This window comes from Methanosarcina sp. 2.H.A.1B.4 (assembly GCF_000979385.1).
Taxonomy (GTDB): domain Archaea; phylum Halobacteriota; class Methanosarcinia; order Methanosarcinales; family Methanosarcinaceae; genus Methanosarcina.
This window is the reverse complement of the sequence record NZ_JJOV01000006.1, coordinates 11,849-25,498: the sequence shown is the minus strand read 5'-3', so window position 1 is coordinate 25,498 and position 13,650 is coordinate 11,849. Positions and strand designations below refer to the sequence as shown.

Sequence of the window (13,650 nt, the reverse complement as noted above, 5' to 3'; positions counted from 1 at the left end):
TAAATTAATTCCAAAAGTTTGCAATTCAACCGAATTTAAAAAATTGGATTCGGAGTCAGATAAAAAAATACGGCGATTTTAATTTACGCCGCGTTTCACATACTAATTTAAAACTTCTTTTTCCGGAATCCCATATAAATTCCACCGATTCAGGCTACAACAAATAAAACTTACGTAAGTCGTTGGAAAAAAAATTAATCTGAAGCGGATGTACCGGTTGAAGCGGGTGTATCGGTTGAAGCAGAGGTACCATTACCCTCCGAATCTTCAGGGACGTAAATCACCCTGCCGTCAGCCAGCTTATATGCCGTCCCCAGAGCTTCCCCTGTGCCTCCACCGATGTTTTCGGTCATATTCAGGACTTCTATGGGCTTCCCCTGATCCTTGATTATTATCTTCATATCCTCAGCTCCGGGATTTTTTACAATTGTAATATCCTCATTCGAGCTCAGAAGCTCAGGAAGATGGTAAGACATTACAAGGGCCACCAGCAAAGCCACGGAAAAGACCATTGCAACGTCAAAGAGATTGGCAACCCCGGTCATGGGGTTTTGCTCATCGGAGTCATTTAAAAGCCCGGTTCGCCTGTACCTTCTGGATTTTCGCATGGTTTTCCTCCTATTAAGAAAGCAATCAATTTCCGCTTTTCTCCTCGAGTATATCCAGAATATAATCGATGTCCGACATATCCTCCCAGTACCAGCGCCTCCTGACCTGGGTAAGCACATAGGCTATTCCGGCAGAAAAGAGCCCTACGACGGTAGTTGCAAAGGCAATCATCAGGTTTTGTGCCAGGGTTTCGAGGTCTCCTTGCGAAAGCCCTATCAGGGCAGGCCCCAGCGGAATCAGCGTCCCCATAAGTCCGAGCATAGGGGCAACCGTTGAACTTATCTTAGTGTTCTCAAGGCGTTTTGCCATTTTAATCTCGTATTCCTCAGAGAGCTTCTCGATTGCAGGAAAATTCCGCTCTTCGAGGTATTTTGCAGCCTCTCTTGCAAAGGACGTGACCATGTAATTTTGTTTTAGACTCTCAAGAGCCCTTGATGCTTCCGAAAAAGCCGAATTCGGAAGACTGTCCCGTATTTTTTTGCAACCGATTTCCAGGGTGTTCCGGTCCCTGTTCCTTTTCGAATATTCAGAAAGGAATTCTCCTAATTGGATAAGTGAAACAAAGACAAGAAGAGTCAGAAGTATCATTACCGGATACAGCAGAGCCGATGAAAATATGTACATCGTCTGTGATAACAAATCCATATTGCTCATTGGTTAGACCTCACATGGCCGAGGAAAAAACCTGCAAGGACTAAGACCCCGAAAGCCAGAAGGGGAACAATGCCTGATTCTCCCGGAGCCATAGGAGCCAGCTGCATCTGTTTTGTTTTCATATATGCAGGGATGAGCAGAGCCCCTAAAAGATAATAAATTCCGAGAAGCATCATGGCGCTTCCCATAGTTTCGGGAGTCTTTCCCAGCCGGGTCTTCCCAAACCTGAAAAGAAAAGAAGAAGCTACCACTGCTGTAAAAAAAGCAATTCCTACAAGAAACCCTATTTTTATCCCGGAAAAGTTGAGACTTTCTGAAAGCAGCATACAGGATACCGCAAGAGCTCCCAGGCAGACCGGACAGGGCATGGATATAGCCAGGAAAGTGTGTCTGGAAACATCTTTTCCTGAATTCCACTTTTTCTGGGTGTAAATCCCGGCCCCTATAAGGAGTAGGGAGACGAGAATATGAACTCCCATACCCATTGCAGAAAGACGCTCAAAGGCATCCAGGCTTATGTGGTCAGCAACGCTTCCGAATAAAAGGGCAAGAAAAAAGTAACTGCCAGCAATTGTAAGAATTTCCCGCGTAGTGATATTTGAAAATCCACAACCTAATCCAGTTTTAATCCCGAAGATAAGGATACCTATTAAAATTCCAATAACAGTCAACGTAGAAGAGTCCATAGTACCTTCTGAGCATCTATAGTGGAATTAAATAAAAACTGGTTTTTGGGTAACGTTCGTAATCCTTTTGGATAACAAGCGCCGATTGATAACATTTTTGAACTAAAGAGAAGATTTAAGGCACTCTGCCGCGAGAGCGGACGATAAATAATTAAAGAAGTGGGGTAATCGTTATGAAAGTGTGTTAATATAAAATCCATTTAAAATAAGGTTGCGCAGATTGAATAACAAATAAAAAGCAGAATTTAACAAAGATTATGCAATAATTCACTCTGTTAACAGAGATATTTTTTTAAATAATAAAAAGTAAGGAACAGTAAATAAAGTAAATTTGTTAAAAAAATAGATAAAAAAAGCAATTAAAAGAGATAGTAATATACATTACTTGTTTTAGATGGGGCAATAATTATAAGTAATGGAGGTAAAATAGAGGACCATCATGGTAGTAAGAATTAGAGGGATTCAGAAATGAACGGCGGCGGAGAAAACCTGCTCAAAGCGATCTCAAGCGACACCCGTCTTTCTATTCTCGAGCTTCTGAGTGAAGGGGATAAGCATATCTCCGGCCTTGCGAGGGAAATAGGGATTTCCGTGCCCGTAGCTGCAAAACATGTAAAAATCCTGGAAAAAGCCGAACTTATAGAAAGAAAAAAGTTCGGGAATACTCATATGATAAGCATAAAACTGAACAATGTATATTCTTTCCTGGACCGCTTTGCAGAAAACAGGAAGCTTGAGGTAGAGGAAGGTACGAGTCTGCTTGAAGCTTTGAAAAACGTAGCCGCTGTCGAAGTAAGGGAAATGGGAGACAGGATAAAAGTTGTCTCTACGGACGGGGAAGAGGGTTTTTATGTATATGAGGTGGACGGCAAATTTTCGGATAAAACTGTAGACGAATATAAGTTTTACGAAGATGCCATCGTCGAGTGGAAGAAGCTAATTCCGGTCACGAAAAAAAGGCTGCTTGTGAATATAAGGAGATGAAGCAGCCAGAGCAGCTTTTATTAAAAATCTCCATGACAATAGCCTCTGTGAAAGTAACTTATACTACCATTCAGAGAATCCTGATCAAGCCAACTACTCGCTAGATCTAAAGATTTAACGGGTTTCCTGCTGAGGGTTTAGAAAAAGAAGCGTAAACCCCCTGGGTTTTAGCCTGGGGACAGTTCACGAATTTCCGAAAAATTCAGCATTCCGGAAGAGCAGGATTCACTCCTTTAACTTTGCCAGAACTCCAAGGTGATCTTCATGGTAAGGCATAAGATCCCTGGCCATCAGGATTTCGAATCTGGGTTCGAAAGCCTGCTCAAGCTTTTTTACTTCTTCCGTGAAGACTTCCTTCGGGTTTGCCGCAGTGTCGATGCTACGAGCCTTGATAGAAAGCAGGAGATGCCCGCCTTCATTCAAAAAGCGTGCAGCATTTCTTGCAGCGATTTCGGCCTGATTGGGCTGAGCAACATCCTGAAAGATCAGGTCTACAGGCTCAACAATATGGGCGTAACTATCCGGTTTTCCCGCATCAGCAAGGAGAGGGAAAATGTTTTTGCGCCGGGAAGCAAGCCCTATGAAGTCGCGCATGCTTCTTGGAGCAAATTCAACAGCATATACTGCCCCTTCAGAGACGATATCAGAGACGTGGCTGACCGTTGTACCTGAAGCTGCCCCCAGGTAGAGCACCTTTGAATCCTCCTTAAGGGGGATATTGAACTTCTTGAGGACCATGGCTCCAAGCTTACTCCGGCGAGGGTCCCAGGTACGGTACTCGACCCCTTCAACCGGAATTAGCTTTTCTCCGTAAACAGTCTTTCCCGGGTCCAGGTTCTTTGTGGCAAGCTGCTTTTTGCCCTTCGTAACCTCAAAAATCCCATCGGAAAGCTTCCTTACGTCAGTCATTTACTTCCTCCTCTTTTTCTTTGGTTTTGCCCCGCTTTCCGGCCTTTTTTGCGGTGGCCTGGGGTTTAAAGCCCGTATTTTCTGGATTTTTTCATCCAGTTTCTCTGGCAAAGAAGGATCTATTTTCCCGGAGTAAAAGTCGATTCGAGCGGCAAGGGAAAGTTTTGCTGCAAGAGCTCTTGCGACTTTTCCCCGCACCCACCATGGAGAGGTATTGACAAGGGGATGGCTGTAGATTATCCCGTGCTTTGGGGACGGAGCCCTTTCCCGGAGGTGTTTGAAAAGAGCCTTGCTGGCCCCGATAACCTGAATTGTACTGGACGGAAAAGCAGCAAGTTTTTCAAGGCTGCCTGCAATGCTTATGAGCCTTGCCCCGAGCATGGGCCCCGCTGTTATGTTCAGGTTGGGTGCAAGGATTTCCATACTGCTCTCGATGTAAGCTTCGATCTGCTTCCGCCGTTCATAGAGACTGCATACGTTCTCTGCAAAACCTTTAAGGAGCACTTCATCTGCAGCTTCGAGTTTTGCACCCATGGAATCCCTGGCTTTTAAGTAAAGAGGATCATCGGGAGCAACATTTTCACGGGAGCCGTATTTTACAATAAAAAGCGCAAGAGCTTCCCCATTGAGCCCGCTTTCGGGGAAATAGCCCCCGTACCACTCAAAAAGCCTTTCCGAAAGGGAGTTGGTGGTTTCATTGATGTCATCCAGGGCTTCTACTGCCTGAACTATGCGCTGGTCAGGGGTAAGAGCTTCTGAGACCTGGTGTTTTGCAGCTTCCAGCGTGACTTCATGTAAAAGGGAATAATATTCAGAAAGGGAATCTACAAACTTGCACTCGATAGCTGCAGCTTTCAGGTCAAAACCTTCGGGAGGAAGATTCTGCCTGCTGTCCCTCAAAGAGAGGGAACGGAGTGCAAGCTCTCTTATATCTTTTGGAAAAGAGTCGGAGGCAAGGACTTCTCCTTTGCTGCCTATCTCAAGGACTCCAAACCAGGTGTTGATTTTCAATTGGAGCCTCCGAAGATGTCCGCGCCCCGATTCTTTGCCTTTGTAAGCAGTACTTCTCCACCAAGTGATTCATCCAGCATACTCTGGACTTCTTTCTGGAGTTTTTTGCCTTCTCCCGGACTCCCGACAATCCCGTAGACTACAGGCCCGAAAGAACTGACTCCTGAACCGCTGGCTCCGTTGTCCTGCATATATTTCATGGCATCGAGTACGGGTCGGGGCTGAAGTTCAACTTCCCGCTTTTTAAAGCCCACAGTCTGGAAATGGTTAACTGCCCTGCCGAAACTTTCCAGATCTTCTTCGATTAGCGCAGGGAGCATCTGCATGAGAATTACATGAGAGAGTTCCTGGACTTCCTTAAGAGGGATAGGACAGACTTTTTTGAAAATATCGACTTCTTCTGCGTCATGGACACCTTTGGTATTGGGAATTGCAAGGACAATATGCCAGTCAGGAAAGTCCCTCCTGAAAAGCACGGGCCCTGGAGGCATACGGCTGGCCGCGGAAGGAGAAAATGCACCTTTATCCCTGAATTTGTGCCCCCCATCCAGGATGAAACCTCCACTTTCGAAAGCAGCAACCCCGATTCCGGACGTCCCGCCTCTACCGACAGCAACTGCGAGTTCCCGGACACTTTTTCCAAGCCCGTAAATTTCATTTACAGCTGCTGCGGCAGAAAGTGCAGCCTGGGTTCCGGAGCCAAGCCCTACATGGTCAGAAAGATCCCTATTAATGTGAATCCTGATGCCTTTCCCTTCAGGAAGCACAGCTTTTGCTGCTTTTAGCATCCTGCCTGCGAGAAGAGAATCCCCCACCACTTCGACAACATCCGCTTCAGCTGCCGAAATTTCCAGGCTTGGTGACTCGAGAGTAATTCCTACCCCCCCATCGACCCTGCCGATCTCTGCATTGAGATCAATAAGGGTAAGATGCAGTCTGGATGGTGACATTACATTAATCATATTCATCTGTATCCTCATTGCTTATTCATAAAGCTTAGGAGTTAACCTTCGAACTACTCCGAAGTTTTTCCTTAACAATCAAATAAGTAAAAGATAAAGTTTTCCCGTTAAATATAAATTTAAGGAATGGAAAAATCAGTGAATATATTTTTATACGGATCTCCGCACTCCCCCGAAAATCCAGCAGTGACTCCATAAACACAGGACATACAGAAAAACTACAGCTCCGGCAGCGGCTGTAAACTGTTCCAAGAAGAGTATGTATAACCCCACAAAGTATCCCTGTATCTGCGGGGTCGGAAAGACCGAAAGTAAGGTCAGCTTTCAGGTTTTTGATTTTTATTGCGTTAAACATATCGGAAAACAGACGTAACAGAGGTTTTCGAAGGGCTTTGTAAGCTTCCAGACCCCAGTGAAGTTTTTCCCGGGTGGTCATTCCTTTCTTTGCCTCTACCTCACCGTCCTTACCAGCTCTTTTTTTCCTTCTTATCCGGGCAAATATCCCTCTTTTCTCTTTGCCCTCAGTTTTTTCTTTAATCGGAATTTTCTCTTTGCCCTCAGCCCATTCTTCAACCGCAATTTTCTCTTTGCCCTCAGCCTGTTCTTTAATTTCAATTTTCTCTTTACCCTCAATAATTACTGTTTCCTCTTCAGGTTTCTGTTCTCCAGGCTCCCTATCTTTTTCCATCTGCATTTTGAGTTCTGCTTTTAGATCGTCTTCTTTTCTGCTTTCAGCTTGTTCAGGCCTTTTTTTACCCTGTGGAGTTCCGGTTTCCACTCCAATTCCTTTTTTCATTTCCTCTTCAGCCGGCTCTTCAGGAAGGAATTTTTTTTCCTTAGGCTCTTGGATTGAAAAAGTATGGGAAAAAAACAGCCATTTTACAGTAAATATTCCTCCCAGCTCTTTCTTTTCTTCCACACTCAGAACCTTGAGCTTGAAAGTGAGGCCTATCGCGGTAAAAAGTATGAATAAAACGAGCAGAAAAATCAGAAGGAAGAGGTAGATAACAAGCATGCTAAACAAGTTGAGGGAAAAAGATAGTCCTGGCTATCTTAAATACCCTGACCTTTAGTTCTGGTTCATGGAAAATCCCATAAAGAGGTTTAACCCGGAGGGATTTACTGGGAACTGCCCTCTTTCTCTTCGGGTTCCATATGCTCTTTAACTTCCGTTTTGCCGACTTCCGGACCCTCTTCTTTTTTATGTTTGCCGGTCATGCCTTTGAACTTATCCAAAATTTCAGGCACGACTTCCTGAAGCGAACTGAGGAGTGACCCTACATCGTTTTTCTCAGAAATCCGGAAGATTTTTGCCTCATCTTCGGAGAGCATAATAAAAGCAACAGGCTCGATCTTCGCACCTGCGCCTCCGCCTCCTCCGTACCCTGACTCGTTATCTTTTTTGCCTTCCCCGCCTCCAGCTCCGAACCCCATGGTAAGTTTGGAAACAGGAATGATTGTTTTTCCGGCAGCTGTAATAGGATCTCCTACGACAGTTTTAGTAGTTGCAATTTTTTCAAGTTCGCCTGCAATTTCTTTAATGGTATCTTCTACGCCCATAGTTTTATCCCCCGGTGTGTATTGTATGATTTGTTTAGATGGATAATAAATGTTGTCTATCTTCTTTTAGATTTCCAGCCGACTTTCATTAAATATTGACTTCATCATATTTGAGTTAATCCTGTATTCACAGTTTCAAGCGTAATTCGCGGCTCAAAATGCAATTTTTCGAGCGAGAATACAGTTCCTTTTTCATGACCCCTCAGAGTCTATGTCATTCTCATCCTCTTATTTCAAGTTAATATCCGGATTACTATTTAATCTCCTGACGACTTTCGAAATGAGGGGTTACTTATGAAATTATATTATAATTTTTAGTAAGAAACATAGACAGTAAGAAAAAATAGAGAAAACTATTGATATAATATAAGAAAAATTAGTTAATATTATATAACAGTACTAATTCTGTAAAACTAATACATATTAAAAATCAAAAGTAAGACGGAAAGCTTTGTTTATATACTATAAAACCAACGCCACCGCCAAACAGGAGCATATTACAATAATCAGAATTGAGAATTCGTAATATAAATTAAAATGAAACGCAAAAATATATTTTGAGGGGTTTATTGTGTGGAAAACAAAAAGAAATGGTATCCTTTTATTTGTAGTAGTCCTTGCACTTTATCTGTCTGCAGGAGGAAGTGCATCAGCTGCAACAATTTATGTGGACGATGACGGATCCGCAGACTATGAGACAATACAGGCTGCATTAAACGACGCAGTTGACGGAGACACTATAATAGTAAATCCAGGAACTTATCCGGATGAACTAATACAAGTAAACACATCTGTAATAATAAAAGGAGCTTCGGGATATCCCTCGGTTGGCGGCTTTGATATATACAGGCAGTCACGTATAGAAGGACTGACGATCACGAAGGGAGTAGGCTTTGACCAGGGTGGCATAGAGTGCACAATAAGGAATAACAGATTTGAAGGCTGTGGTGTAAGTATAGGTAACAGCTACCTGTATGGAAATCAGACGATAATGAATAACCTCTTTACAGGGAGCTCGGTAGGAGTGCACACTTATGACAGCTGGAATAATAAAATTACAGGAAATACATTTCAAAAATGTGATGCCGGTATCGAGTTTACGTGGGGTGGTGGCGGCCACGTAGTCACAGAGAATACATTCAAAAACTGTGGTATCGGGATCCACATAATCGACGAACAGGCAACTATTTACAACAACTATTTCTCAAATAACGTGAACCTGCAGGTAGACGAATTATATGACAGTAGTGGCCCCCAATTAAACACTAAAAAAACCACAGGTGAAAACATCATAGATGGTCCTTATATAGCTGGGAACTACTGGGCAACACCTGCTGGAGATGGTTTCTCTCAGACCCACCCGGACACTAACGGCGATGGGATAGCTGAAGAAGCATACCAGATAGCAGATGGTGTTATTGACTACCTTCCCCTGGTAACCCCAGGGACCGGGCCTGACCCTGTCCTCCCTGCTGCAAATTTCAAGGCAAATACGACCAGCGGAAATGCCCCTCTTTCTGTCCTCTTTACTGACCGGTCACAAAATGCAACATCGAGGAGCTGGGATGTTAACAATGACGGAACCGAGGACTCAAAAGAAGCAAGCTTTGTTTATGAGTATACTAGCGCAGGGACTTATACCGCTAAGCTGACAGTAAGCAATCAGAACGGCGCAGTTTCAAAAACTGCTTCAATAACTGTACTGGAAAAGAGCGGCTCCAGTGGGAGTAACAACTCTGAGGGAATTAACAGTTCCAGTGGGAATAACAGCCCCGATGAAATTAACAGTTCCAGTGGGAGTAACAGCCCTGAGGGAATTAACAGTTCCAGTGGGAGTAACAGCCCCGATGAAATTAACAGTTCCAGTGGGAATAACAGCCCCGATGGGATTTACAGCTCCAGCGGGAGTAGCAGCTCCAGTAGAGGAAGTAGCAGCGGCAGCGGAGGTTCCCCTGAACCTGCAAGAAACGTTGAAACCAAAGAACTTTCACAGGTATTCATTACAAACGGAAAAGCTGTAAAATTTGATTTCACGAAGGATGCAACCTGTGTTGTTTATGTGAGCTTCGATGCAAAAAAGACAGCTGGAAAAACCACAACGATTGTTGAGGAGCTGAAAGGAAAATCTGTCCTGGTTTCCGAACTGCCTGTCGGCGAGGTCTACAGATCCTTTAATGTCTGGGTAGGAAACAGCGGGTTTGCAACCTCAAACAACATCGAAAACCCGGTCATCTGTTTTAAGGTTGAAAAATCCTGGATCCAGGATAAAAAGATCGATAAGGATTCGATTATTCTCAACAGGTACAATGACGAAAAGTGGGAACGTCTGCCAGTCAGTCTGTTGAAGGAAGACAACAAATTCCTGTACTTCACAGCCGAAACTCCGGCATTTTCTTCGTTCGTAATAACAGGTAAGGCAAAAAGCCTCTCCGAAGAAGACTCAACAGAAACGGAGCCTGAAAAGGAAACTCGCGCCGCAGAAGAAGATATGAAAAGTATAGGGGAAGAAGTTGAACCGAACTCCGGGCAGGGAGAAGACACAAAGGCCCCCGGATTCGAAATAGGATATGGGATAATATGCATGTCCGCTATTTTCCTGCATAAAAGGAAGCAAAAAAGCTAAAAGAATACAAAAGAAAGGCAGTCAAATCAAAAGTTAAGTATCAGGTTTTGATACAGAAAAATGATTGATGAAGGTTTTCATTCCTTCATCTTGTTTTTCTACATTTTCAGTTTCTGCCAATCTTTTATCCTCATTTTATCTAATCCTCATTTTATCTGACCCTCAGTTTATCTCGAAAATCTTTTATTCGGATTTCTCAAGACTTAGACCTCTCCTGAGGTTGTAAAGGAAGCTGCTTAATTGAGTAAAATAGACTGACTATAGTCTTACAATTCGAATATTCTTTGCTCTTCTGTAAACATTCTTTTTTATATCTATTTAAAAGTATTAATCCAAATCAGTATATTTATATTGTTTCACGCGTTTTCCAATTTAATAAAAATGTTTAATATAAAGAATCCGGTGTGTACATAATTAATTCAGTTACAAAATATTTATTGTTAAATTTTTACATTGATAAATTTTTAAGGAGATTTAAGTTAATTGTTGATAGATGGAATTTCATCCATATTTCACCCCTAACTTTCTTGAATGGACGGAGGAATTCGAAATTCGAAATAAATTAACCGTTTTACTAATTGCTTTTCTAATTTTGATACAATGTGTTGGAATCGGAACTGCAGCTGAGATAATTGTCCAGTCAGGCGATTCAATACAGGTTGCCGTAAACAATGCAAGTTCAGGTGATATAATCACCATAAAACCCGGAACCTATACTGAAAATATCAAAATATCTACAGGTGGTCTCACTATCAGGTCTGAGTCCGGAAACCCTGATAATACAATAATTAAAGCTAAAAGTTCAACAGTAAATGTAATTTCCGTACAGGCAGAGAATGTAAAAATTAGCGGAATTCAAGCTAGTAGAGCTAGCGGGTCCAGCTACTCAGGAATCTATCTTAAAGGATGCAAGAACTGTATAATTGAGAACAACAAGCTCATGAGCAACGGGCGTGGGATTTATCTAGAGAGTTCTAAAGGATGCACCATCTCGAGAAATACAGTTACAAATAACGGGGTGTATGGAATTGTATTTGGGAGCTCCAGCGGCAATACCATTTCCGGAAATACGGTGTCTAACGACATCCGCGGCATCCATGTTGGTTCCTCTGACGGCAATACCCTTTCAGGCAACACTGTTACTTCGAACAGTGCTTACGGCATGTATGTTTGCGGCCTGAGCGACAATAACCGCATTTATAACAACTACTTCAATAACACCGATATGATCATTAAAAGCGGAACCGGAAACTCTTATAATACCGCAAAAACCCCAGGCAAAAATATCATTGATGGACCTTATATCGGTGGGAACTACTGGGGAAAACCTGATGGGGAGGGTTTTTCCGATAAAGCCGTGGATAAAGATGGGGATGGAATTTCCGATTCCGCGTACAGTATACCGGGCAGCATATATTCAGATGACCTGCCTCTTACACATGCTTCGAACTTGCCTGAGCCTGTACCCCCTGTTGCAGACTTTAGCAGCAATGTTAACTCTGGGAATGCACCACTTGATGTCATTTTTACTGACAAAAGCACAGGAACTCCCACTAAATGGGACTGGAATTTCGGAGACGGAACGAATTCAGCAGACCAGAACCCTGCACACACATACTCCTCAGCAGGAACTTACACGGTAACACTTACAGTAAGCAATTCAAACGGTAAGACTTCAAAAACCGGTGCAATAACTGTTATTCAAACCTCTGAGCCTGTACCTGAGCCTTTACCCCCTGTTGCAGACTTTAGCAGCAATGTTAACTCTGGGAATGCACCACTTGATGTCATTTTTACTGACAAAAGCACAGGAACTCCCACAGCATGGAACTGGAATTTCGGAGACGGAACGAATTCAGCAGACAAGAACCCTGTACACACATACTCCTCAGCAGGAACTTACACGGTAACACTTACAGTAAGCAATTCAAACGGTAAGACTTCAAAAACCGGTGCAATAACTGTTATTCAAAACTCTGAACCTGTACCTGAACCAGTACTTCCTGTTGCAGATTTCGGCACCAATGCGATTCAGGGCCCTGCTCCTCTTACTGTCCAGTTTACCGATCTTTCACAAAATACAGTTTCGTGGAACTGGGATTTTGACAACAACGGACAGCCCGACTCCACCGACCAGAGTCCGGTTTATGTGTATGAAGTTCCGGGAGACTATACCGTTAACCTGACGGTAAACAACGAAAACGGTGCAGATTCAAAAACTGTCGAAATAAAAGTGCTGGAGGCAGAAGAGGATAAAGGTCTTCCTGTTGCAGACTTCAGTGCGAATGTTACGAGCGGCTATGCTCCCCTTAAGGTCCTCTTTACAGACCTCTCAAAAAAAGCAACTGAGGTCGGGTGGGATTTTAACAATGATGGAGTGGCTGACGTGAGCTCCAGTACCGTAGTTTATGTGTACACAGCCCCGGGAACCTATACAGTAAATCTGCTCGCAACCAATGAAAATGGCACGGTTTCAAAAACTCTCGAAATAGAGGTGTTGAAAGAGAGCAGTTCCGGAGGAAGCAGCCACAGCAGCGGAGGAAGCAGCGGTGGTGGCGGTGGTTCCCCTGAACCTGCAAGAAACGTTGAAACCAAAGAGCTTTCACAGGTTTACATAACAAATGACAAGGCCGTAAAGTTTGATTTCACAAAGAACGCAACCTGTGTTGTATATGTGAGCTTTGATGCAAAAAAGACAGCTGGCAAGACCACAACGATTACCGAGGAATTAAAAAATAAGTCTGCACTTGTTTCCAAACTGCCTGAAGGAGAGGTCTACAAGTCCTTTAACGTCTGGGTAGGAAACAGCGGGTATGCAACCTCAAAGAATATAGAAAACCCTGTCATCTGTTTCAAGGTTGAAAAGACCTGGATGGAGGATAAAAGGATAGATAAGGCTTCAATTGCCCTGAACAGGTACGAAGACAAAGCCTGGGTGCAGCTGCCAGTTACCCTCTCAGGGGAAGACGAGAAATTCCTGTACTTCACTGCCGAGGTCCCGGGCTTCTCTTCCTTTGCAATAACAGGTAAGGCAAAAAGCCTCTCAGAAGAAGCTACAGCAGAAACAGAGCCTGGACAGGAAATTCGCTCCATTGAGAGAGAAGATATGAAAAGTATAGGAGAGGAAGTTGAACAGAGCTCTCCACAGGGAGAAGATACAAAGGCTCCAGGATTTGAAATCGTCTACGGGATAGCCTGCGTGCTTGCAGTTTTCCTGTATAAAAGGAAGTAGAAAAGCTAAAAGAATACAAAAGAAAGGAAATCAAATCAAATCAAATCAAATCAAATCAAATCAAATCAAATCAAATCAAAGCTAAATGTCAAGCTTTGATACAGAAAAGCGATTGATGAGGGGTTTATCCCTTCATCTCATTTTCTACAAATCTCATTTTCTACATATTCAGTTTTCTCAGCATTTTAACTTGAGTTCTTAATTTCTGAATCCATATCGTTTCTTAATCCAGATAGATACATAGAGCCCCGGTTTCCTCATAAATAATAATTTTTGAATAGCAACCCATCAAGAGCATATTATTGTCTGTTTTGAAAGAGACGGACTACTAATAATAAAAAAGAGAAGGATGTAATAAGGATAGCTGTTTAACGAAGTTAAAATACTAATTCTTGCCTTACAACTGAACTATTACTTTAC

11 protein-coding genes are annotated in these 13,650 nt (G+C 43.0%); 3 read left to right on the top strand and 8 right to left on the bottom strand.

Features of this window, described 5'->3' with window-relative positions:
* Positions 1-194 precede the first annotated feature (194 nt).
* The 3 genes from EO92_RS01535 to EO92_RS01525 are packed head-to-tail and all read right to left on the bottom strand — an operon-like array spanning position 195 to position 1,949.
* Positions 195-608 carry a DUF2149 domain-containing protein gene (locus tag EO92_RS01535; protein WP_048168844.1) on the bottom strand — a complete coding sequence of 138 codons (414 nt, stop codon included), beginning with the start codon at positions 606-608 and terminating at the stop codon, positions 195-197.
* 25 nt (positions 609-633) lie between these two features.
* Positions 634-1,263, bottom strand: coding sequence for a MotA/TolQ/ExbB proton channel family protein (locus EO92_RS01530; RefSeq protein WP_048168843.1), 630 nt, complete (start codon positions 1,261-1,263; stop codon positions 634-636).
* Positions 1,260-1,949: a DUF2162 domain-containing protein gene (locus EO92_RS01525; protein ID WP_048168842.1), complete on the bottom strand. Its 690-nt coding sequence runs from the start codon at positions 1,947-1,949 to the stop codon at positions 1,260-1,262. The genes EO92_RS01530 and EO92_RS01525 overlap by 4 nt, the downstream gene beginning before the upstream one ends.
* A gap of 468 nt (positions 1,950-2,417) precedes the next feature.
* On the opposite strand from EO92_RS01525, the gene EO92_RS01520 reads away from it, so the two are divergent.
* The gene (locus tag EO92_RS01520; RefSeq protein ID WP_048168841.1) at positions 2,418-2,933 is read left to right on the top strand and encodes a winged helix-turn-helix domain-containing protein; all 516 of its coding nucleotides are present in this window, start codon (positions 2,418-2,420) and stop codon (positions 2,931-2,933) included.
* Positions 2,934-3,158: 225 nt separating this feature from the next.
* Here the strand turns inward: EO92_RS01520 and EO92_RS01515 are convergent, their stop codons facing one another.
* From EO92_RS01515 to EO92_RS01495, 5 genes are all read right to left on the bottom strand, one after another.
* A complete protein-coding gene (locus tag EO92_RS01515) occupies positions 3,159-3,842 on the bottom strand; it encodes a fibrillarin-like rRNA/tRNA 2'-O-methyltransferase (RefSeq protein ID WP_048132651.1) in 684 nt (227 codons plus the stop codon).
* Complete coding sequence (locus tag EO92_RS01510) at positions 3,843-4,853, bottom strand: NOP5/NOP56 family protein (protein ID WP_048168840.1); 1,011 nt, start codon at positions 4,851-4,853, stop codon at positions 3,843-3,845. It lies immediately after the preceding gene.
* Positions 4,850-5,815, bottom strand: coding sequence for a beta-ribofuranosylaminobenzene 5'-phosphate synthase (locus tag EO92_RS01505; protein ID WP_048132751.1), 966 nt, complete (start codon positions 5,813-5,815; stop codon positions 4,850-4,852). Before EO92_RS01505 ends, EO92_RS01510 begins: the two co-directional genes overlap by 4 nt.
* 34 nt (positions 5,816-5,849) lie before the next feature.
* A complete protein-coding gene (locus EO92_RS01500; protein ID WP_048168839.1) occupies positions 5,850-6,830 on the bottom strand; it encodes a DUF2953 domain-containing protein in 981 nt (326 codons plus the stop codon).
* A gap of 104 nt (positions 6,831-6,934) precedes the next feature.
* The gene (locus tag EO92_RS01495) at positions 6,935-7,375 is read right to left on the bottom strand and encodes a GerW family sporulation protein (protein WP_048168838.1); all 441 of its coding nucleotides are present in this window, start codon (positions 7,373-7,375) and stop codon (positions 6,935-6,937) included.
* 571 nt (positions 7,376-7,946) lie between these two features.
* On the opposite strand from EO92_RS01495, the gene EO92_RS01490 reads away from it, so the two are divergent.
* Together EO92_RS01490 and EO92_RS18880 are read left to right on the top strand one after the other, a co-directional pair.
* A complete protein-coding gene (locus EO92_RS01490; protein ID WP_048168837.1) occupies positions 7,947-9,998 on the top strand; it encodes a PGF-pre-PGF domain-containing protein in 2,052 nt (683 codons plus the stop codon).
* A 493-nt stretch (positions 9,999-10,491) separates the two neighbouring features.
* A complete protein-coding gene (locus tag EO92_RS18880) occupies positions 10,492-13,230 on the top strand; it encodes a PKD domain-containing protein (RefSeq protein WP_052734236.1) in 2,739 nt (912 codons plus the stop codon).
* Positions 13,231-13,650: the final 420 nt, after the last annotated feature.

Excerpts from the sequence above, each read along its gene's own strand:
- EO92_RS01535 (WP_048168844.1), bottom strand. The coding sequence starts at position 608 with ATGCGAAAATCCAGAAGGTACAGGCGAACCGGGCTTTTAAATGACTCC.
- EO92_RS01530 (WP_048168843.1), bottom strand. The coding sequence starts at position 1,263 with ATGAGCAATATGGATTTGTTATCACAGACGATGTACATATTTTCATCG.
- EO92_RS01525 (WP_048168842.1), bottom strand. The coding sequence starts at position 1,949 with ATGGACTCTTCTACGTTGACTGTTATTGGAATTTTAATAGGTATCCTT.
- EO92_RS01520 (WP_048168841.1), top strand. The coding sequence starts at position 2,418 with ATGAACGGCGGCGGAGAAAACCTGCTCAAAGCGATCTCAAGCGACACC.
- EO92_RS01515 (WP_048132651.1), bottom strand. The coding sequence starts at position 3,842 with ATGACTGACGTAAGGAAGCTTTCCGATGGGATTTTTGAGGTTACGAAG.
- EO92_RS01505 (WP_048132751.1), bottom strand. The coding sequence starts at position 5,815 with ATGATTAATGTAATGTCACCATCCAGACTGCATCTTACCCTTATTGAT.
- EO92_RS01500 (WP_048168839.1), bottom strand. The coding sequence starts at position 6,830 with ATGCTTGTTATCTACCTCTTCCTTCTGATTTTTCTGCTCGTTTTATTC.
- EO92_RS01495 (WP_048168838.1), bottom strand. The coding sequence starts at position 7,375 with ATGGGCGTAGAAGATACCATTAAAGAAATTGCAGGCGAACTTGAAAAA.
- EO92_RS18880 (WP_052734236.1), top strand. The coding sequence starts at position 10,492 with ATGGAATTTCATCCATATTTCACCCCTAACTTTCTTGAATGGACGGAG.